Source organism: Rhodoblastus acidophilus (assembly GCF_025961575.1).
GTDB lineage: Bacteria > Pseudomonadota > Alphaproteobacteria > Rhizobiales > Beijerinckiaceae > Rhodoblastus > Rhodoblastus acidophilus_C.
In genome coordinates, this window is the sequence record NZ_JAOQNX010000046.1 from 1 (window position 1) to 20,246 (window position 20,246).

Below are 20,246 nucleotides of genomic sequence, written 5' to 3' on the forward strand. Positions count from 1 at the left end.
CGGAAAGAGCTTCGCCCTTGTTTATAAAGTTCTCGATGAACGATTGATGCACACCAGTCTCTTCAGACATCAGTCTATACATAGCCGCATCCCTTAGGGGCTTCAGTATGCTATGAACCATCTGTACCTTAGTGCCATCATATCGTTTAGTACCATATGATCCAACACCGAGAACGGGATACAACTGTTCCTCAGGTTTCTGAGCCCTGTAGTACTCCATGAACCTATCGTACAACGTGGTTTTGCCATCGGCTGTCGTCTTGGTTCTCAGGTCAATCCCTTGAAGCCCAGGGAAGTCCATCTTGTATGGAACAATGAACTTCGCATCGGTAGCCAGTGAAATCTTATAGAGTTCATCATTGACCATCTGCCTGCGAGCCTTGGGATCATTAGTGTCTTTCCAGTACTTAATACCAGTGAGCATTCCCATAGGGTGATCGTTCTCCATGGGGTAACCGAGGGCATCATATTTCTTGGGTACCAGTGGATCACTCGGGTTGATCTTCGACCAGAAGTACTGCGAGATTGTCCGGGGATCAGTCAGCTCAGGGCTAACCTGAGTGGTGACCTTGTTGAGCATCGAGGGATACGCCAGTTGGAGCTTCTTACCAATCCAGCCTTCCAGAGCACTCTCGTTCTTCTCGGTGTCCATCAGGTCAGACCCGAATTGCATACCCTGGGTTAGACCTTCGACAAGATTAGCGTCGGCCACGGCCTTAGCCACCGGCAACAAAGCGATGGCGATAGCAGAGGCTACCTTAGCTTCATCAGGCTTCGGATCACCCTGGGCTTCCCTATAGACAGCCTCATGGTACTTATCCAACAGGTTAGCCACGATCTTCATAGGGGTTGAGAACGGGTCCATGTTCTTGAAGTCGAACTTGTGATCACCGAACTTCACCACATACTGATCATGGTTAGCAGCTTGTGCTTCCCTGTTGATTTTCGAATCACTAGGCCCACCAGAGGTAATAGCACCATTGGCATACATGATCATAACAGCAGAGGCGATGCCAAAGGATAACATGGCTTCACCCTGTGCTCTAATCTGAGCCTGCGGACCATTACCACCACGAAGGTCTTTAATGAACGTCCCCGGGATAACGGTACCTGAGAGCATGTTCAGGCCAGCAGTGAGGCGGAACCCTTCTTCAAACACTCGGACTGGAGTCCTGAAGAACAACTGCCCTACGAGTCTCATCCAAGGGTTCTTGTTGACTTCCCGTTCATAGGATTGAGCCAAACGTGAAGCCCAGTTATCACCTGAGAACTCACGCTTAAACAACAGGTCATCCGAGAACTTCCTACCTGCTTGGTTGATGGCATCCTTGAAGAGGTCTTTGTTCCCATCAAGCTGTGCCTTCACCCACTCAGTGAGCTTATCCCCACTCAGACCTTTGTTAAGCCCTGTCTGCCTGAGGCTATCGAGCACGTCCACCACATCGATGTCAGGTGAGAACGATTGCTTATGAGCCTTCTCAACAGCTTGCTTAACGAAGTCCTCCTTGGCTTTCCCGGTAAGACCCTTCTCATTGGCGGCATTGATGGCGTTGAACGTGGCCTCACCCTGTACGAACGCTCTGTAGTTCATCTGGGAGAAGAACTCGTCAGTAGCCTCCAGGAGCCGAGGGACGACGCGCAGGTAGCGCCCGGCCACTCCGGGGATCACCGGGGCCTGTTCCAGGTATTTGCCTCCATCGGTCCTCAGAAGGGATTTCTCCATATCGAAGGCCAGCTTGGCGGCTCGGAAGGCCACACCCATGGAAGTGCCAAGGGTTGAATAAGTGCTCGACATCCTCCGCAGCGCCGCCTCGTCAAGCCCGGTCACCACAGCATCTAGCGCAGGGCGATAAAGGGTCTTCATCACCGAGGGGATGGTGTTAGCCGCCAGGGTTGACGAAGTGAGCACCGTTGAGATGACGAACTCGTTCAGCCCCTTGAGCAACAGGTTAGCGGACTTGCGGACCACACCAGCTTGCTGCTGTTCTTGATCCATAATGGAAGCCAGCTTGGCGTTGCGTTCGCCAGTGAGCTGCATGGCAGTGCCGATGTCATTGCCGTCATAGGCATCCTTGATACCCTTCTCCAGCTTCTGGACTTCCTCTGAGGCAATGCCTCGTTGAGCCCACTTGGAGATGTCTTCATAGTACCTAGCGTGGGCAGCAGCCCAATCCTCAGCACTAGCAGACTCAGGTGTCTTATTAGCAGCCCTCAGGTACGTCTCAGGCGTAATCTCTCGGAACTCATTGGTATTCAATCCACCAACACGTTGTGCCAGGGATGAACCCAACGGGCTCGACAGTTCCTTATCGACATCCTTAAGAGCATCGGCGATAGACCTGAGTTGCGAATGAGCAACATGCTTTTCTACACCGGCAGGATCAGTCTCAGTAACCCTCTGGAGTTCATCAAAGGAAAGGTAAGCCTTAGCCTCCATCGTCTCATAGGCACTCTTAATAGTCCTATCGAGGTATTCCCTCTCGGTCTTATCAACAGTGGCGTCACGGAGTTCTAACAGAGACTTCTTCAACTGGCCTTCAGGGAGGTTCAGAAGGAGGTTCTTCGCTGCGGTCACGCCCTCAAGAACAAAGTCAGGAGTGTTCTCACGAGGTCTACCGGACTCAGCCAGGGTCTTAATAGCGTCGAGGACTTCATTCCCACTAGGAGCATCACCAACAGGTTTGACCTCAGCGGTAGCAGGTTTAGCCTCAGGATTAGGAACACCATTGGCTTTCTCCTCCATAACCTTGAGGAGTTCATCCTTGGCGATACCCGGTTCTTCCTTTGTCGCACCACGTGCAGCCGCCTGGACCTCCTTACGAAGACCAATGGTTGCAGCAGTACCGCCAGCACCAAGAGCACCACCAACCGTAGCGCCCAACACAGTGGACAATGCGGCTTCACCGATGTGGATACCGTCTTGACCACCAGCATTTACCTTGGCCTGCTGGGTGATCAGGTTCGTGGTGGCTCCCTGGATGGCGCCATCAATGCCAACCTGAATGCCGTACCGGAGCATTTCCTTGAGTGCTTCCTTGGAGGCAAGCTTAGTGGCTTGACCACTGATAGCACCTAGGCCGAAGGACCCAAGTCCAACATAGGTGGTGGGATCAAGCGCAGCACCTTTGATGAACCGTCCAAAGCCACCCCAGGAGATACCAGTCTTATCATACATATCTATAAGGGTGAGGAACGCCTTCTTTTCCTCAGGTGACGCATCTTGAATACGCTTAGCGTCCACAGCCATGCGGGGAAGGTTGTAATTGAACCACCCCATTTGATCGAGGCCATACTCAGCAAGGTCCGCATCGGAACCCTGGAAGTCTAAGCCATTGTTCTTCTTATAGGTGATCCTAGAGGCATCAAGCCAATCCTTGTTCTTGTGTAACGTCTTAGGATCGAAACCGGCGTCACTAGGAATGGAAACAGGGGAACTAGCCCCCTGCTCACTTGGTAGTAATTCATCGGGAGTGCGAGGAACCTGATTGGCTACATCCTGTTGCTCCATTTGCTTAAACGCCTCAAGGAGATGTTCAGGAGACGTACCATCAGGTGCTTCCAACGTCTTACCATTGTATTCGTATGTAGCCATTAACCTCTCTTAGTTCCCAAACGGGGAGATAGCCTTAAACATGCTTCCGATGGAGTTAGTATCCACTGAGTGGACATGCTGTACCACCGGAGGCGGAGGCACTTCCGTATGTTGTTCCTCTTTCTTTTCCTTAGGTTTGCTACCATCGATATTAGGAACGACGATAGGCTTGCCATCAGGCGATAACTGTAGTTTAAACTGTGCCTTAGCAGGCTCAGCAGGCTTCGCTTTCGACTCTACCTTATAAGCATCCGCCTCAGGGTTCTTACTCGATTCCGTAACCAGTTTCTGCATGAGGTTCAGGTGTTCGATGGTGGCCTTAATAGACTCATCAACAATCTGTTTCTCTTGCTGACCAGTAGGTAGCGCCGGTAGCGCCCTAAGGTGGCTAAGGATTTCATTCTGGAAGAACGTCTTGGCTGCACCGGAGTAGTTGGCACCAACCAGCTTGCCCAACGGACTGGACACAGGGTTCTTGTTGATCGCATCAATGAACGGCTTAACCTTGGCATCGTAGCTGTCGGTAACCTGCTGGCTATTCACGATGTTAGCCACTGTGAGGGTGTTCCTGAGGTCTTCCGAGAGCTTAGCCTTCTCAGTCGAGTTGATGTTCGGGTTCCACCTAATGAGTTCCCTGAGGGTTTTCTCATCGGGCGTAGTACCTTTCAACGACGGGTCAACACGTTCCCACTGTCCATCAATCACGGACTTCTGGATGTCATTCATCATGTTGTCCTTGTTGAGCTTGGACTCCATGGGACTGACACGAGCGTTAATCTCTCGCTGCTGTAGGAAGTATTGGAATGCCTCGTGGTTTACCTTGCCATCAGGGCCATAGGCATCCTGGACGGACAGTGGCTGACCATTCGCCATCTTGGTGTCGATGTTCGTGATCAGCCCGTCTTTAATCGCCTCCTGGGCTTCCTTGGCCTTACGGGCATCTTCAGCCAGATCGTGGACCTTGAGAGCAGCAATGTGCTGAGCGGCCTGCGAATAGGCGTGCTTCTGTTCGGCATTGAGGAGGTGCTGTGGGAACGCCTGGAGATACCTCTGGTCCTTCAGATCGAGAGCCTTCTGCATGAACGTCTGGGCAGCAGCATCCTTAAGCTGGGCTTTCAACCAAGGCGTGGTAGCACCAACCTCAGCATCCGACTTAGCGAAGGAGTCAAGCATACGCTGAGCATCCCAAGGGACATCAGGTCCAGCAATCTGTGCCTTAGGTGAACCAAAGGGTATATCAGCCGGATTAGCATTGGGATTACCTGACGGTACAGGAACAGTGCCACCAGCAGACGCTACCTTGTAGGGTTCCTTAGGGAGCAACGCTTGTCCGAACGAGGACGCATCATTGGTGACACCAAGGAACTTCAACCCCTCCTGCCACTTGTCTCCCCGAAGCATACGCTTAACGAGTTCATCGCCCTCGCCAGTCTTAAACGCCCCAGGGTTGATAGCCTTGTAGGCATTCCTAACGTCTTGCTCTAGGTTACCTGTAGCCTTGAACCCACGGTCCCTAAGGAACTGCTCGGCGGCTACCATCTGTTGAGCAAATGGCGTGCTTCTGTTGACCTTGTAGTGCTGTTGTTCCCATGGGCCAAACTGGATCAGACCTTCATAGAGGTTGTCTTTACCACCTTTGGCATTCGGGTTGTGAGCACTCTCTAGTGCAAGGATAGCAGACAGACCACGAGGGTCCATATTGAGATTACTAGCAGTCTGAACAACAGTCTGAGCATCAGCACGGTTAGGTGCATACACTGGGTTATAATTACCAGATGTCGAGTTTACCCACTCAGTCTTCTTTGCATCGAGGATGGTTTGGTTCCACCCTTGGATACGTTGACTGTTCGCCTGACTGATCAGCCCAGACAACCCCTGCTCTACCGACTGCATGTAACCGGCAGAGTAGAACGGAACATTACCCGCTTGCTGGAGTGCCTTCTGGCGCTGCTCCTTCATCCAGGCTTGGGCTTGCTCAGGAGACTGTAGAACATTGGGCGGAACCGCCGCCGCCAGACCATCGACGAACTTCTGTCCTTCAAGCTGCCCGTAGCTCTGGCTCACCATAGATCGAGTAGCCGGATGGAGCGGAGACAGGATGTTATTCACTGTGCTGTCGTCCCAACCACCACCCTTGGACGCCATAGCGTTTGAAACCTGGCTCACATAGAGCTGGTGGTTTCGCTTCTCGTCGTCCTCAGCCTTACCCTGTTGCTCTGCATTGATGCTATACAGTAGTTTACCTACGTGCATCATGGAGTCGCCAAGGGCAGGATCAGCCTGTTGAGGAACAGCAGCCCTTGCGTAAGTATCTCGTGTCTGTAGACGTGACCCCCGTTCAGGGATAAGGGACACATCCTGCTGGTCAGGGATTACGATCAATATTGTTTATCCTTAGGTACTGAAGTAGTTGGCAGACTTAGCAGCCTCCAAACCTTCTCCAGCTAGGTTGATACCCAAGGCCAAAGCACTAGGTGCCGCCTTAGGAGTCATTGAATTAGCTCTACCTTTAGCTTGAGCCTCAATTGAACTCACAGTGGACTCATAGGAATTACGTTGGTCTTCCTGTTTCGTCTTGATGTTGTCGAGGTTCATAGCCGTCTTCTGCGCCTCAGCGGCCAGGATGGACCCCACTGAGATGGACGATCCGTCGAACCCGGCAGCTCCTGCGGACGCAATGGCGGTACCCTGGGCTTGGCGCCCTTGCATAACGGCCTTGTAGCCCTGCTGCTGGAGTTCCCGCATGTTGTACGTATATTTCTTGCCTTCGTCCCCATAGGCTTGAGCAGCCGCTACAGAGGCATCGAGGGCGTTCTTTCGGGCTGCCGTGTTGTAAGCGGAGTTGGCGGCGGCTTGGGTAGCAAAGTTGGTGAGTGTGCCAGCCGCCTGAATAGCCAACCCTCCTAGTGCCAGTGGCGTACACATTATGTTGTTCCTTTTAAACGAGCGAACTCGTAGAAATGATTGCCAGGGGTTAGTTCCACCTTATTGATGAACTTGAAACCCAACCACTTGAGCCACCTGTGGTGAACCACGTTGTCAACATGCGTCCAGTTCCCTAAACAGTCGTAGTCATCATATAGCTGTACCAGCAACTGCTTAGCGTCATGAATGAGTGTCTTCGTGTGGTCAACCATATGAGGTGTACCTGTTAGCCACGCTAACCCGAACCTATTACCAGCCGGTACCACACCGCCTATACCACAAGGGGTTCCCGTTTGGGTGACCATGGTATAACATGGGATGGAGTGCTTTAGACCGTGCATGAGGGCGTCGCTAGGTGTATGGCCTAGTGCTGTACACTCTACTACGTCCTCACGCCTCAGTTTGTCGCTTAGGTACTCAACATCCTCTATAACAGAGGGTCTGATCACAGGCGCTTAGCCTTCGGTGAATAGAAGCCATACCACTCGGCTGAACCAAAGGATGAATTGAAAGGTCCATCGTTGATCAGCGTGAGCGAGACATCAGTGTTCGGCCCGGCGAGCGCCACTCGGAACACACCCGTATAGCTCTGGGTTTCCCCGATCTTCACCTTAGGGTCATTCTGGATGTTAGCGTCGAACACCTTGGTCCACGGCTGTCTACCAGACAGGTTGAGCACAGCTTTGAAGTAGGTGGCGTTGCTATAGGCGAGGTTCAGGTACCTCATCACATATCTACCATCCATGCTTATAACGTCACCGCTACCCTTGGGTATCCTGATGTAAGGCTGAGTGAACTCAAAGGTAAACGTATAGGTGATACCTACGTAAACCTCCCTACTCCGCATGTCCCCTGGAACGGAAACAGTTGAGTTATTCACTTTGGTGACTTCGGACACAATGTTCGTCTCAGTATCAGAACTGGAGATAACCTTGACTTCCTCAGTGGTCGAATACGGTAGACCAATGGTGCTCACATCACTCGCTGGATCATAGGTAATCCAGATTTGTGAATTGGTGAGAAGCCGGTCAAGCAAGATGTACGACCCTGATGTTTCATCATAGGTAATCTCATCACACTTGATACGTTCCATGCACAATCCATCACTACGTTGGATCAACAGGTAGAGATAGTTGTTAGAGAACTTGCCCCAATGGATTTTAGAGCAATCCGGGAAAACCCACTTACCCCAGGAGTTCTGAATTTTCTTGTCACCAGACCAGTAGTACTTATAGAGGTACAAGATGCTCGGGTCATTCTTACTGTGAACTGCCACGGCATTAACACGAGGGGAACCAGTGAAGAACGTGATACCCTGAGGCATGAACCTAGGTACCGGATCGCTTACCTCCTGTGCATCATCCTGTTGGACATACATCTTAGGGAAGTACTCGAACATCTTAGCGTACTGGTAGCTGTACCTGTCATCCATGAAGTACACTGAGCCACCCATATTGATTGGCTTAATGTGTGATGCACAGTTGAACGAGGTGGTGAACTGGATTTGGATTGTCTTAGGCCCGACATAGTTCATGTACTGCAAGTGGTGCTGCGACCTATCCGCCATAATGAGCAAGTCTTTGTTGAACGGAATGGCGTGCCTGACGCTATCGTCATTGGCTGTAGCAGCTAGAACACTGAAGTCCAGCGGGTCGTTATCCATTAGTGTGGCAATTGTGTTCCTGAAGAAGTTCTCAAACTTGTTGGCTTCCGAGAGGATCACATTGGTGTTGCTGAGGAGGCCGAGCCTGTTGGTGTACAGGAATATGTCATTCAGGTTGCTTCCCACAAAGGATGGCTGAGGGTTCGACGTGATGTCCCCCGCTAGGCGTTCCTGCCAGGAGCTTTCCTTGAACGTAAACGAGCCGTCCGCATTGCGAACCAACAGGTGGGGCATGGACCACGCATTGAGGCGTCCGCCCTGGTTCCACCCTGCCGTTTCCACCCAGATACCGTTGTGGTAGACCACATAATAGTCGTCACCATGGGTCTTAACATCACCCTTCACCTTCACAAGCCGACCCTCGATTTCCTTAGGAGGCAGATCAGAGAAGGACGAGATTGAGTCCCTATAGACCTTCATAGCGGTGTCACCATTGGTTGACCTTGCGTCTACAGTGTCACTAGCGGACAACCCTGAGATTGAAATGGTCGAACCATTCGCAACCGCAGTGACACCAGAAGTGGTCAACCCTGCAACCAGTTGCTCCGCAATCCTAGAAGTACCTGGGACAGACGTGTCCGCAGACGTGCCAGTAGGAGTTATGATCGACACCTTACTCACACCATTGATATAGATTGAGTAATAAGAGTTGGCTACAGACTGCTTAACTACAACGGTAGCGATATTGGTAGCGGGAACTCGTGTACCACCATTGGGGATCGGTTCATAACCTTGGGTGGAAGAAACCGTGACTTCCCTATTCAGAATGAAGGTGGTGTCTTGGATCGTCAGGAACCGAAAGGCGGTAACCGGATCGCTCGCCCCAAGGTAATCCTTGTTGACATCAAAGTGGACGGTCTTCTCGTTTCCTTGGAGGTCGAACACCTTGAGGTTACCATCATAGATAACCACTAGGTACTGGTATTGCGCGTCTCTGTCGATGATATGACCAACAGCAGAGGTGCTAACATTAAAGTTTAGCTTAGCTAGATGCTCAGTTGGCATCCTCTTGTTTAGCCCTGTGATCACCGAGGGCCACGCATTTTCCATCTTCTCAGCCGATGTCGGCAGACGCATAGACGGGGGTTGCTGTGAAACTCCAGTGATCAGGTTGGGCACCGGAACACAAGTCAGCATTTGTTACAGATAATTGCCTCTGTTGAAGCCAGCACGTTGCATAGCCCCAAGTACGGACCAGTTGTCACGCACCATGTTATAATCAGCCACTTCCATCTCTGCCCTGACGAGTTCTATCCAGGCGTCAGTCATGTTCTTTTCGAGCATCTTATCGAGGGTGTCAGAACTCAGCATACGCTTCTGGAACGTAGCAGCAGAGGAATAGGCAATGAATAGTCGCGCCGTGTTAGGCAGTTCATCCCACTCCAAGAGCACATAGATTTCAATCTGGATGGGATTATTGAAAACGTAAGTGTTATTCGTCCGGTCAAACAGTCTCAAACCACGTTGAACAACGTCTACGTTCTTGTCGTATCCTGTGGTGTCCACGCGGGAGGTATTAGCCGGAAGATTGATAAACCCATTACTATCGGGTGAAAGAGTGTGAAGCTCTCTGTTCCAGTGCCAACCTTTATCCATAACACGACGTGTAGTCTCATTAAGGATGTCCATGGCAATCTGAGCGTCAACACCACCGGATTCGATGTCGTTCACCGAGGGTTCACCTTGTCCGCTGAGCACGATGTTTACCGCCTCAAGCTGAGTCAAAGGTCCAAAGGTCAAATGATTAAACTCAGGCACTGCCTATTGGCAGGCAAAGGGAGCAAAAAAGGGGAAGCACCACCGTAGTGATACCTCCCCTTTGATTGTTAGGTCTTCTTGATTTCGTACAGCGCCTCAGGACGCAGCACACCGTGACCAACGGCCATCTTCGACACCATGAGCGTACCCTGGCGGCGAATGTCGTACTGCATCTCAGACGAGAGGTCCAAGAGCTTCACGGTACCAAGCGCCTCCGGGGTCATACACAGGACGAGGGTCTTAGACGCATCCACAGTGTACTTGGAGTTGTAGTCCGGGTACGTGCCGGTCGCCGCAGTGTGATCCAGGGACAGGTTCGGAGACTTCACCAGCTTGAAGCCAGCGATCTCATAGAGCTTACCCTTGGAGTAGTCACCGTTGCCCTCGTTGAAGAACTTGTTGAGCAACTTATCGTTGGTAACGAGGTTCCAGTAAACGTCAGGCGACACAACGGCGTAGCGGTCCTGATCCGGCAGGAAGTTCTTATCGAACTGCGCAGCGGCGGTATACAGGGCGTCAACGATGTTCTGCACCGTGGGAGACGCACCGATAGCCGTGGAGACAGCATTCTGCTGACCAACAGCACCAACACCCAGACCACCAGCACCAGTGTCACGAGCAGCCTTAACAGCCAGGGACAACAGGTTGCGGTCATAGGTCTGAGCCAGGGCCTGACCCATGCGCTTCGAGTACTCCGAGCGGACCTCAAAGTGGGTCATCGCTTCGTCGATGCGGGAGATAAAGGTGTCCGCAATGAGCAGATCATCGATGGTGATGACCTTCTCGTCCTGCTGGATGATGTCACCAGTGATCTCAGTGCCGGGCGTATGGTAGGACGCCTTGGTACGACCAATAGCGGGGAACTGAGCCGACTTACCGGAAGTGATGTTTCGGACGCGAACCTTGTCCTTCATCACAGTGTTAGCGTCGTAGACCGTCAGGACTTCACCAGAGAAGACCTTCAGGAAAAGCTGTCGGGTATCACCAGCGCCGAGCTGCTGGCCGATACGAGACGGAGAAGCATTAGCCATTTTAAAGATAATTTCCAAACAAGGGTAATATAATCCCTTGCGTAATCATTATGGGTTTTGGTTTGTGTGTTTGCCTTGCTCTTAAATGGGTTATCCTTGTGGCTCTCCCTCAGGAGCTACCAGTTGGGCCTATTAGTGCTTAGCGCGGTTGTAATGCACAGAGGTAATGTGGAGGTTTCGACGGCTGTTATTCCTAGGATTACCATCACTGTGGTCCACGTCTTTACCTTTTAGTGCAGCCTTACCGTGTTCTTTGATCATGAGCCGCCTCGCCCTGTTACGGGAAGCACGAGCTTTCTTTTGCTCAGGCGAGGACTCATACTTGGTATCGTAGCTATAGTCTCTCGCCATGATCTTTAGAAGATGTCGGAGCGAGCGAGTTTAGCCTCGACCTTAGCTCTGAACGCAGGGTCCTTCTGGTACCGGGGATCACCCATGTCCTTCTGGAGTTGCGCAATAGATTCATACCGGGTGTTGTCACCACGAGGGGTTTTGCCTTCCACGACGTTCGACGGCTCCACACCGTAGTTAGCCGTGTAGCGCGCCTGGAGGCCCTTCACCGCAAGCAGCGTTGCATTCATGTCAGGACCGTTGACGGCTTTGTTGAACGCCTCGACCTCAGCCTTGGTGTAGTTCTGCGCCGCCCAGGTGAGCATGTCGTTGTACTTCGCTTCGCCGCCTACCGTGCTAAACACAGTCTGGCGCTGGGCTTCCACAACGGCCTTCTGGCCTTCAATGAACTGATCCACGAGGCTGCGCGGGATGTTAGCCTTTTCGAGGGCTTCATAGTCCTCAGCCGGGAGTTCACCCTTTTCCCAATAGCGCGCCGCCATGTCATCAAAGTTCAGACCGGCATTCTCGACAACTTCCTCAACCGTGGGCTCAGGTTCACCCTGTTCCTTCTCAGTACTTTCGGAAGGCAGTTCACTGGTCTTACCAAGCTTGGATTCAAGCTCAGCATAGGACGCAGCTAGTTCTTCGACACTCTTGAACTTTTCAGGGAGCCAAGCCGGTCGCTCACTCTGGGGAGCACTCTGGCTTTGAGCGGTGTCATCCACATTGGCCGGGTCAATACCCATGGCCTTAGCCGTTTCCTCCAGGGTCGGCTCAGTGGTGGTATTCTGAATGGTTACGGTTTCGAGATTACTCATTGCGTGGGTTGTTGTCCTTGGTTAGCAGCCATCATATGATCACTAATGGCTTTCACAGCGTTTGGTGCGGCTTTACTAGCGATGTCGCCTAGTTGCTGCTGCTGCATCATCTGTTGTTGTTCCTGTTGAACTTGTTGTGGGTCTTTCACCAATCCACCCATGTCAATCATGAGGGAGGTTCCCCATCGGGTAATCAAGTCAGGAATATTGATATATGAAAGAGCCTGAGGTCCAAACTGTTGCAGACCCTGCATGAACATCTGGAGTTTGTTGAGGTCATGCCCACGGCCAAGAGCCGCTAGACCAGTGACGATCACAGGTTTGACCACATCCTTAGGGAGGTCAGGCAATCGCTTCGCCTTCTGCATACGGTCCATGACGCGCATGATGAGGGGAAGCTGGAACTCCTGGGCGAGGATCGAGTAGACGCCACCAAGGGCATCCTCAAGCTCACCGGCCATGTATCGGATTTCCTCAGCGGTTACACGCTCGCCATTCCGTTGGATGGCCGAGGACAGCAGGAAGGCATAGCTCAGGCGTTCAGTGATGGTTTTGACTGCCTCGTAGGCAATCTTCATATCAGCCTGTTTCTCCGATTGGAGACAGTGAACATCATCCTTGTGACCAACAATGGCATCGCCAGATTCAGACTCAGTGATGTCCTTAGCGCGGGTCACACCATTAGGTGATACCAACCAGATGATCTTAGAAGCGGAAGCAGCGGCCTCAACCATTGCCTTACTCAGGGCTTCCAAGGCGATCAGATCACCGATGTATTCCTCAACATAGGAACGACCATAGTCCTCACCCTCAACAGCCGTCCACCTCAGGCAGAGAATAGGAGGCTTCTCCAAGGGCCAGGAACCACGAGAACCAGGGACTTCCTCACCTAGAACCTCTTGGTACATATGCCATCGATTGTCTTCACCACGGTAAAACCTAGTGTAGACCTCGACCTCATCATCCTTATCCGGCTTGGTTTCCTCTCCCTCTTGCATATCCTCTAGGCGATCAATGGCCTTGTTATCGAGGGCGTCAGCATTGACCACTTCCTTGATGATGACCTCTAGGAGGTTACCTTTGGGATCACGGACAGCCACATAGTTATCGAGGCCGAACACTCGTGTTCCCGTCTTAGGAGGGAGGTACAGCAGTGCATTACCACCGATGATCAAGTGCTTAAGGGTCTGGAAGATAGGCGCCCTCATGCCAGTACCTTCGATTTCGTCGGTAACAGCACGTTCGATCTTGCCTAACCCATCCTCTACCTGGGACCGCACAGTGTCATTACCAGCGATCTTCTGGAGGGTGAAGGAGTCAACCTGTAGTCTAAAGCAAGGGCTATTCGGCGGTAGCAGGGCGAGCAGGAGTTTAGAAGCCAGGTTATTCACACCTCTGGCACCGATGCCTTGCCACGGCGTATAGTACTTCGTGGTCTTGTTATGACCCAGCGGAGGGATCAACGTAGGGATTGTCAGTTCTGAACACTGTCTGGCCCTTTGCAAGAAGACAAATCGGTCTGGTTCTAGGTGCTCATACCGTGCTTTACACGTAAATGAGCGGTTCTCCATTACATGCTAATTCCGAGTCCCGTACCTGTAGAACCAGAGGAACCACCAGCTTCAATACCAAGCCCACGAGAGGTCTTGTACTTACTGGCACCACTAGCAGCCGCCGCAAGAGCAGCAGCATCAGTTTGGGAGTTAGGGGTTTCAGGGGCGGCCTGATCCAGCACATCCGGGGGAGGCGGTGGAGTAGCCGGGGATTGAATAGTTGGCGTTGAATAGCCGAAGCACATTATTTCGAGTCTCCAAGCAGTGCTTGTTTACACTGTTCTTCATAGATGCGGCGCAAGTGCCGTACAACACCGACTGCACCACGTTTTGACCAGATTTCCCGATCACTCCAAGAAAGCTCTGGTGATACATCCGGGTACATTCTGGAAATGTAATCGATGAGTTCTTTGGTTATGAATGGAATCTTTTCCAATCAGCGTACCTTCTAGTGTGGGTGGAAATGTAAAACCGAAGGAAAACCGGGGGTTTTACGCCCCGGCTTCCAAGTGACTACCTTTCGAGGTAAACGGACGATTGCCGCAAGTTATTCAAAGGAAGAACCCTGGCTTCGTCAGGCACTGCCATGCGGCCACACAAAGACCACCTACGCCGATCCCCATAAAGAACACAGGGATCAACCAGAGGTAATCAGATGCCACAGGACCCGCCTTTGCCACCGATCTCGCAAATGTCGTGAGCAACCTCTTGGAACTCCTCGCCTACGGCAGACTTCGCCTCAAGGTAAGGAATGGAGGTCAAGGGCTGGCCACCACGAGCACCGTCAGGATAGCAAGTGAAACCTCGAAGGCGATGAGCATAGCGAGCGAGAGTATCAGCGAAAGGCTTAACAGTGTCAGGGTTATTGTCTTCACTGCCCCAAGCAGGAAGGTTAATAGTGGAGCTAATTGATTGGTCCACATAGTCTTGAATGTCAGCCTGGAACTTGATGCGTCGCTCATAGTCTTTACTCAGGTCGATAGCCGACTCGATGCTTTCAGGGTCTGTACCGTAGAGGTCAATCAGTTCCTGAGCAGCCGAGTCAACTACGTATTGGTAATGCCACTGGGTTCCCTTGAGGTATCTCCGCTTGTAAGCCACAGCGAACAGAGGCTCGATACCAGTTGTAGTGCCAGCAAGAATGCCAATAGTCCCTGTAGGAGCGATGGCTCGACGTGCAACAGGACGACTAATTCCAAGGTGGTCAGCAAACCACAGAGCAGTAACGTCCGACACACCCTTCCAAACAGCGAGCCACTGATGAAGCTCTGGAGTGACAACATAGCTTGACTTACGCTTGATGAGCCATTCGTGAATGCCCATAAGCCCAAGACCAAGACGGCGATTTTTCTCACGAGTTTTATAGACCTTTTCGTAAGGCAGTTGAGCCTTCAGGGTGCCACAGACGAGGAACTGAGTAGCCAACTCAACAATAGCTGCAAACTCAGTAATGCTATCGATACGACCGAGGTTAAGTGACCCAAGATTACAGACATCGGAGTCCGTATCAGAAGTAACTTCGGTACACGCATTGCGACCAGTTTCTTTCTCCTTATCGAAGAAGTTGAATGAAAACCCAGGCTCAGCCGTGCGGAGCGCCTGTTCAACATTCTGGAGGAACACCGGGTCCAGCTCACCCGTCTTCATGTAGTTCAACAACCATTCAGTATCGTAGTTGACACTGATGTTAGTCATGTCGAGAGGCGCCGGGAAATTGAAGTCCTGCTGCTTGAGGTCCCAATAGGTAAGGCCAGTGGTTCCAACAGGCATGTTGTGCCAGTCCTTACTCACGAGGAACTTATGGATGTCCCCATGCTTCCAATTGAGTGAGGCATAGATGGCAGACCGTCGAGAACCACCCTGCATAACATTGCGGCCAATCTCGTTGATCATGTGCATCTTCGGGATAGGGCCTGAGGCGGTACCACCAGTACGACCAAGGTACGAACCAGAGGGTCGATACACAGTGTAGTCGTTACCGATACCACCACCCGTCATAAGGGCCGACTCTGCCTTCCACGAGGTATCCGCCCAATCTTCTCGGGTGTCCTCCTGGGACAGCAGGATGTAGCAGTTGTTGTAGAACCGAGCTTTGCGACCAGCGTAGTACAGATAGCGACCACCAGGGATGAACTTCATCTCAGCGATGTACTGCGTGAGTTGGTCCCTATCGGACTTACTCATGTGTTCAGAACAGACATCCTCAACGAGAACACGAGCTAGATCAGCCCAGGTTTCACAGCCTTCGTGTGCATATTTCTGCTTGAAGATCGTTTCAGCGAACTGGCTGCGGAACATAGGGTTTTCATTGGAACGCCAGATGCTCAACGGTTATCACCATCTCCTTTCAGCACTCCGCGCACAGCCCGGTCACCCAGCTTGTTCAGGTTCATGTTGGCGATCTGTTCCAGGGTGTAGCCAATGTCAGCAGCCCCGGCAGCGATGTACCAGAGGACATCACCAAGCTCCTTAGCGAGGTCAGGACGGTCGAGGGCTTTGTCACCCCGGAGGGATTTACCGACCTTCTCAGCCACTTCACCAGCCTCGCCAGCGAGCTTGAGAGCCGGGTAGATAATCTTGTATTCTTTCGGATAGACAGCCGTCTTAAGGGCGGCATCCTGATATTCGTTAAGTTCCACTTATTTCCCTTCTTGTTCTTTGATGAGTTGATCGATGTACCACCGGGCCTTCTTCAGGTCTTCCAAGTGTTTGCCTTTGTGCGGAGCCCTGACCACATACTTGACTACATTGCCCTCAGCGAATGAGAGGTCCCAGGCTTTGATGAAGTCAAACACTTCGATCTTACCGAGGGTGTAGTGCGATGGGTTGTTCACCTTGTCTTCGTTGTGTTCTTTCTCGAAGCGTGACCTGAGGTAGAATGCTCGGTTACCCTTGTCGTTCACGACCTCTATGTGCGAAGCATCCTCGTAACACACTTCGTAGACACGACCTTTAGTAACTCCGTTGCAAGCTGAGTCATCAATACATTTTACTTTGGAACCCAAAGCTTGACCTCCTGTCGTTCCTGATCCCAATCATCCCACTGAAGGATACGGGCTAACCGTGCCTGTTTCAGTGCATCCTCTTCGGTAAGTTGTGCCTTTTCGTAAGCATCGAGAACACAGGGCCACCAGAAGCCTACGGAGGGTTCCTCAGCCTCTTTCAAGATGCGCTCTGCCTTCACCTTGCCGATCCCCGGACACCCGGCGTAGCCGTCCACAGGGTCACCAGTGAGGGTCTGCATCATGTGCCACCAATCGCCCTCAGCCTTTGTGACCTCGATGACCTTCTCACCGTCCCAGTGCTTTCCGGGGATTTGCCGCAGGTCCTTATCCGCAGACATGATGATTGCATCGTTCCCCGGCTTGGTAGCCAAGATGCCGAGCACGTCGTCAGCCTCAAGGTTCGGCTTGGTGATAGTGGTATAGGTTTCGGTGACCCACTTCCTGAACGCAGAGAACGCCATAGGCTTGCGTTGGGCCTTACGATTGGCCTTGTAGGTGGGGTCTATGTCTTTACGAAAGTTGTGTGGATGGGTAAGGCACAGGTACGGCACAGTGTTAGGCAGTTTCTGTGCTATGTCATCCATCATCTCGACCATAGCACCCTGGGCATCCCTAAGGTCTACCCACAGGCACCACAGATCGTCTTCCCATTGGACTTCCTTTTCGGCACTGGTTAGCGCCTTGTAAACTAGGATGTCCCCATCAATTAGTAGTAACAATTTGCTCCTTGGATGTGAACAGAGGATCGCCAGTGAACCTAGCCTCTACCTCTGCATAACCCCCTATTAGTTGACCATTCTTGTAGACTTGTGGAACCGTGGTAAGACCGTTGGCGATCATGAAGTTCCGCAACTGAGGATTAGCCTCGATGCTGAGGTAGCTGTATTCCACCCCTTCACCCTCAAGCAGCGCAATAGCTTTATCGCACCACTTACACGAGGCTTTACCGAGGATTACCCATTTATCCATTGTAGCCATAGTCCCATTCATCACAGAGAAAACAGATGCAGTCCCATTCTTTATCAGTGATTTCACGTCCAACAGGACAGCTAATCACTCCAGTGCGCTGGATGACGTAACCGTGTTCCTCAAGGAACCGCATAGGTCCTCCATCATCGATTTCATCCCCGAAGTAGGTTTGCATCTTCGAACGAAGTTCATCACTTGCTTGAGGCATTTCAGAAGTACCAGAACTTCACATAGTGGTAAGCATCGATGATTACCTTGATTGCCGCTAGAGCACCAGCAGTGAGGATCAGTATTGCACACCCTGTCATATAGAGTTCAACCATTGGTCAGAGCCTTCCAACTCACAGGGAACAACGGCTCGATGATCCGGCCCACTTCCTTAGCCAAGTCTTGAACCTCTTTCTGTGCGTGAGGGTCAGTCCGCTTGTTGTAGAAGTTGGCGAACGAGTAGAGATTACCAGTCCAAACCCAGTTTACCTCACAGCCTTGCGGAAGGACAAACCGTGCTTGCTCAGGGCAGACACCAGCTTCAATCATTTCCTCGTAGAGGGACAGAGAATAGTTGATGGCAGACTGGTACTCATTGCGCCAGTACTGTTGATGCTCAACGGGTCCAGCACTTCCCTGTTTTGCATTACCCTCAGGCTTACTACGCCACACATCCGGGTAATACACCTGAGGAGTGCTCTTGATGTACCGCCTGCTCTCCTCGTTCTCCACTAGGCCCTGCTTATGTTTGAAGCATTGAGTGCGGATTGGCACCGGGGCCTGCATTCGGAGGGAGATCGCAGTATGTGCGAAGGGTGTCCAATGGTTATGCTTCGCAAGGAACTGGATGAGCTTGGTATCTTTTTCGGATAGCCTATCGTAACACCCTCCCCAATCATAAGGATCATCCGGGTCAGGCTCCACGTGAACAGTCTCCCAGGTACTCGTCTTATCGAAGCTCACACGAGCAGCATTCACAACACTGAGGTCATCCCCCATATAGTTGATCAGTTCAGCCTTCAAATATAGTCACCTTTTTCACTTCAAGAGGATGCTCTTGGTAGAACTTTATGTGCTTAGTCAAGCGCGTAGCCTCGTTCTCAGCACGGTTGCGGTATCGGAACAAAGTGTTAGAAGCCGGTTCCGCTGTCTTTGGCTGCCAGATAATGAACCCAACAGTAGGATAAGTTGCGGATCGCTCGCTCAAGTTCTTTTCCTTCTTTGTTTCCTTGGTTTAACCTGTTTGAACACCCTGTGGTAAACCTCTCTTACCTTGTCTAACTCAGGGTGATCGTGTATCCACTGCCCGGTATCCGGGTGAAACTTATCTCGCCACCAGTCATCGAGACGACCAGTGGTTATAGATAGGTCAACTTGTTGGGATAGCTTGTCGAACTCATGGTCCGACATTATGGACTCGTTTTCGAACTCATAGGCGTAAGCGGCAATGGTAAGCCTTATGCGACGCCTGCGTTCGATCTCCTCATGGGATAAGGTGAGGAAGTCCACGGAGTGAATTAGCGTAGTCCAGAGCTTCGTTCAGGTCGTCAAACCTTTTGATATGCTCCCAGCCAAACCACCGCTTCTCATAAACACCGTACTTATACCAGACTGAACCAAAGGTCACATATCCAGTGTCAACCTTGACTTTCTTCAACCGTGTTTTTCCTCTTTCAACCAAGCTTCAATCCACAGCTTACACAAGCTGCTACGCACGATGTCATCCACAGTGAACTCCACAATCGGAATGGGGAGCATATAGCGTTTGACCATATGAATGGCCTTAGCCAACCCAGAGGTTTCCCTGAGGTCTGACTGTTGGATGTCACCATTGATGACCACCTTGCAGTTCTCCCCTACCCGAGTGAGGAACATCTTCATCTCGGTTGGACTGGTGTTCTGCGCCTCATCGAGGAGCACGAAGGCATCCTCAAAGGAGCGGCCACGCATCGTCTCAAAGGGCGTGACCTCGATGTTTCCATTTCGGACAGCCGTGTCGAACACCCCAGGGCCGAGCCGTTTGGTGAGCACGTCGATCACCGGCGCCATCCAGGGAGCCATCTTCTCATTCAAGTCACCAGGGAAGAACCCGATTGATTTACCGGCTGCGACATTAGGTCGAGTAAGGATGATCTTGTTGATCTTACCCGAGTCGTACATATCCGCAGCCATGGTGCTCGCAATGAAGGTCTTACCCGTGCCAGCAGGCCCAAGGACAATCACTTGGTCAGCCGACTGGATAGCACTGATGTACTCCTTCTGGATGTACGTTAGAGGTCGAAGCGGAGGCTTACTTTCCTGTTGGAACTTCTGGTTACGCTTCCTGCTGCTCACCTATAGTCATCCTCATAGACATCAAAGATGCACTCCCAGATGAACTGCTTGAGGGTTTCCCACCAGCTCATCCTTAGATGTTCTCCAGCTCGTTCCAGGCATCATCCGGGTCAACGATGGCGATACATGCGATGATAGTGAGGATACCCAGGATGGTCAGGCGATAGCCGATGCCGATCACGAGGTTGTTGATGAAGTCCTTGATTTCTTCCCAGAGGTATTCGTAAAAGTCCATTAGTCGTTCTCCTTCTTGAACTTGAGCATGTATTCGCACTGG

General features: G+C 51.7%; 19 protein-coding genes. All 19 read right to left on the minus strand.

Annotated features, from left to right (window positions below; all coding sequences use genetic code 11):
* Nucleotides 1-3,592 (minus strand): hypothetical protein (locus M2320_RS21925; RefSeq protein ID WP_264599114.1); only part of this gene is annotated, 3,592 nt, incomplete at its 3' end.
* 9 nt (nucleotides 3,593-3,601) lie between these two features.
* The gene (locus tag M2320_RS21930) at nucleotides 3,602-5,848 is read right to left on the minus strand and encodes a hypothetical protein (protein WP_264599115.1); all 2,247 of its coding nucleotides are present in this window, start codon (nucleotides 5,846-5,848) and stop codon (nucleotides 3,602-3,604) included.
* Nucleotides 5,849-5,986: 138 nt separating this feature from the next.
* The gene (locus M2320_RS21935) at nucleotides 5,987-6,517 is read right to left on the minus strand and encodes a virion core protein, T7 gp14 family (RefSeq protein WP_264599116.1); all 531 of its coding nucleotides are present in this window, start codon (nucleotides 6,515-6,517) and stop codon (nucleotides 5,987-5,989) included.
* Between the two features lie 445 nt (nucleotides 6,518-6,962).
* Complete coding sequence (locus M2320_RS21940; RefSeq protein WP_264599117.1) at nucleotides 6,963-9,299, minus strand: hypothetical protein; 2,337 nt, start codon at nucleotides 9,297-9,299, stop codon at nucleotides 6,963-6,965.
* A gap of 21 nt (nucleotides 9,300-9,320) precedes the next feature.
* Complete coding sequence (locus tag M2320_RS21945) at nucleotides 9,321-9,938, minus strand: hypothetical protein (RefSeq protein WP_264599118.1); 618 nt, start codon at nucleotides 9,936-9,938, stop codon at nucleotides 9,321-9,323.
* A 68-nt stretch (nucleotides 9,939-10,006) separates the two neighbouring features.
* Nucleotides 10,007-10,969, minus strand: a complete 963-nt coding sequence (locus tag M2320_RS21950) for a phage capsid protein (protein WP_264599119.1) — start codon at nucleotides 10,967-10,969, stop codon at nucleotides 10,007-10,009.
* A 132-nt stretch (nucleotides 10,970-11,101) separates the two neighbouring features.
* Complete coding sequence (locus tag M2320_RS23425) at nucleotides 11,102-11,320, minus strand: HNH endonuclease (protein ID WP_425540709.1); 219 nt, start codon at nucleotides 11,318-11,320, stop codon at nucleotides 11,102-11,104.
* A gap of 5 nt (nucleotides 11,321-11,325) precedes the next feature.
* Nucleotides 11,326-12,120, minus strand: coding sequence for a capsid assembly protein (locus tag M2320_RS21955; RefSeq protein WP_264599120.1), 795 nt, complete (start codon nucleotides 12,118-12,120; stop codon nucleotides 11,326-11,328).
* The gene (locus M2320_RS21960; protein ID WP_264599121.1) at nucleotides 12,117-13,691 is read right to left on the minus strand and encodes a portal protein; all 1,575 of its coding nucleotides are present in this window, start codon (nucleotides 13,689-13,691) and stop codon (nucleotides 12,117-12,119) included. Before M2320_RS21960 ends, M2320_RS21955 begins: the two co-directional genes overlap by 4 nt.
* A gap of 633 nt (nucleotides 13,692-14,324) precedes the next feature.
* Entirely contained in the window at nucleotides 14,325-15,971 is a 1,647-nt protein-coding gene (locus tag M2320_RS21965) for a hypothetical protein (RefSeq protein WP_264599122.1), read from the minus strand.
* A gap of 26 nt (nucleotides 15,972-15,997) precedes the next feature.
* The gene (locus M2320_RS21970; protein ID WP_264599123.1) at nucleotides 15,998-16,312 is read right to left on the minus strand and encodes a nucleoside triphosphate pyrophosphohydrolase family protein; all 315 of its coding nucleotides are present in this window, start codon (nucleotides 16,310-16,312) and stop codon (nucleotides 15,998-16,000) included.
* Entirely contained in the window at nucleotides 16,313-16,576 is a 264-nt protein-coding gene (locus tag M2320_RS21975; protein ID WP_264599124.1) for a DUF3310 domain-containing protein, read from the minus strand.
* A gap of 86 nt (nucleotides 16,577-16,662) precedes the next feature.
* The gene (locus M2320_RS21980) at nucleotides 16,663-17,397 is read right to left on the minus strand and encodes a hypothetical protein (RefSeq protein WP_264599125.1); all 735 of its coding nucleotides are present in this window, start codon (nucleotides 17,395-17,397) and stop codon (nucleotides 16,663-16,665) included.
* Nucleotides 17,381-17,656 carry a glutaredoxin gene (locus M2320_RS21985; protein ID WP_264599126.1) on the minus strand — a complete coding sequence of 92 codons (276 nt, stop codon included), beginning with the start codon at nucleotides 17,654-17,656 and terminating at the stop codon, nucleotides 17,381-17,383. Before M2320_RS21985 ends, M2320_RS21980 begins: the two co-directional genes overlap by 17 nt.
* Nucleotides 17,640-17,855 carry a hypothetical protein gene (locus M2320_RS23430; protein WP_425540710.1) on the minus strand — a complete coding sequence of 72 codons (216 nt, stop codon included), beginning with the start codon at nucleotides 17,853-17,855 and terminating at the stop codon, nucleotides 17,640-17,642. Before M2320_RS23430 ends, M2320_RS21985 begins: the two co-directional genes overlap by 17 nt.
* A gap of 107 nt (nucleotides 17,856-17,962) precedes the next feature.
* The gene (gene thyX / locus M2320_RS21990; protein WP_264599127.1) at nucleotides 17,963-18,658 is read right to left on the minus strand and encodes an FAD-dependent thymidylate synthase; all 696 of its coding nucleotides are present in this window, start codon (nucleotides 18,656-18,658) and stop codon (nucleotides 17,963-17,965) included.
* A gap of 180 nt (nucleotides 18,659-18,838) precedes the next feature.
* A complete protein-coding gene (locus tag M2320_RS23435; RefSeq protein ID WP_425540711.1) occupies nucleotides 18,839-19,144 on the minus strand; it encodes a DNA ligase LigA-related protein in 306 nt (101 codons plus the stop codon).
* 144 nt (nucleotides 19,145-19,288) lie between these two features.
* The gene (locus tag M2320_RS21995) at nucleotides 19,289-19,969 is read right to left on the minus strand and encodes a PhoH family protein (RefSeq protein ID WP_264599128.1); all 681 of its coding nucleotides are present in this window, start codon (nucleotides 19,967-19,969) and stop codon (nucleotides 19,289-19,291) included.
* A gap of 73 nt (nucleotides 19,970-20,042) precedes the next feature.
* Nucleotides 20,043-20,204, minus strand: coding sequence for a hypothetical protein (locus tag M2320_RS22000; protein WP_264599129.1), 162 nt, complete (start codon nucleotides 20,202-20,204; stop codon nucleotides 20,043-20,045).
* Between the last annotated feature and the right edge of the window lie 42 nt (nucleotides 20,205-20,246).

Coding starts and splice junctions, on each gene's coding strand:
- M2320_RS21930 (WP_264599115.1), bottom strand. CDS start 5,848: ATGATGCACGTAGGTAAACTACTGTATAGCATCAATGCAGAGCAACAG.
- M2320_RS21935 (WP_264599116.1), bottom strand. CDS start 6,517: ATGTGTACGCCACTGGCACTAGGAGGGTTGGCTATTCAGGCGGCTGGC.
- M2320_RS21950 (WP_264599119.1), bottom strand. CDS start 10,969: ATGGCTAATGCTTCTCCGTCTCGTATCGGCCAGCAGCTCGGCGCTGGT.
- M2320_RS23425 (WP_425540709.1), bottom strand. CDS start 11,320: ATGGCGAGAGACTATAGCTACGATACCAAGTATGAGTCCTCGCCTGAG.
- M2320_RS21955 (WP_264599120.1), bottom strand. CDS start 12,120: ATGAGTAATCTCGAAACCGTAACCATTCAGAATACCACCACTGAGCCG.
- M2320_RS21960 (WP_264599121.1), bottom strand. CDS start 13,691: ATGGAGAACCGCTCATTTACGTGTAAAGCACGGTATGAGCACCTAGAA.
- M2320_RS21965 (WP_264599122.1), bottom strand. CDS start 15,971: ATGTTCCGCAGCCAGTTCGCTGAAACGATCTTCAAGCAGAAATATGCA.
- M2320_RS21985 (WP_264599126.1), bottom strand. CDS start 17,656: ATGGCTACAATGGATAAATGGGTAATCCTCGGTAAAGCCTCGTGTAAG.
- M2320_RS23430 (WP_425540710.1), bottom strand. CDS start 17,855: ATGCCTCAAGCAAGTGATGAACTTCGTTCGAAGATGCAAACCTACTTC.
- M2320_RS22000 (WP_264599129.1), bottom strand. CDS start 20,204: ATGGACTTTTACGAATACCTCTGGGAAGAAATCAAGGACTTCATCAAC.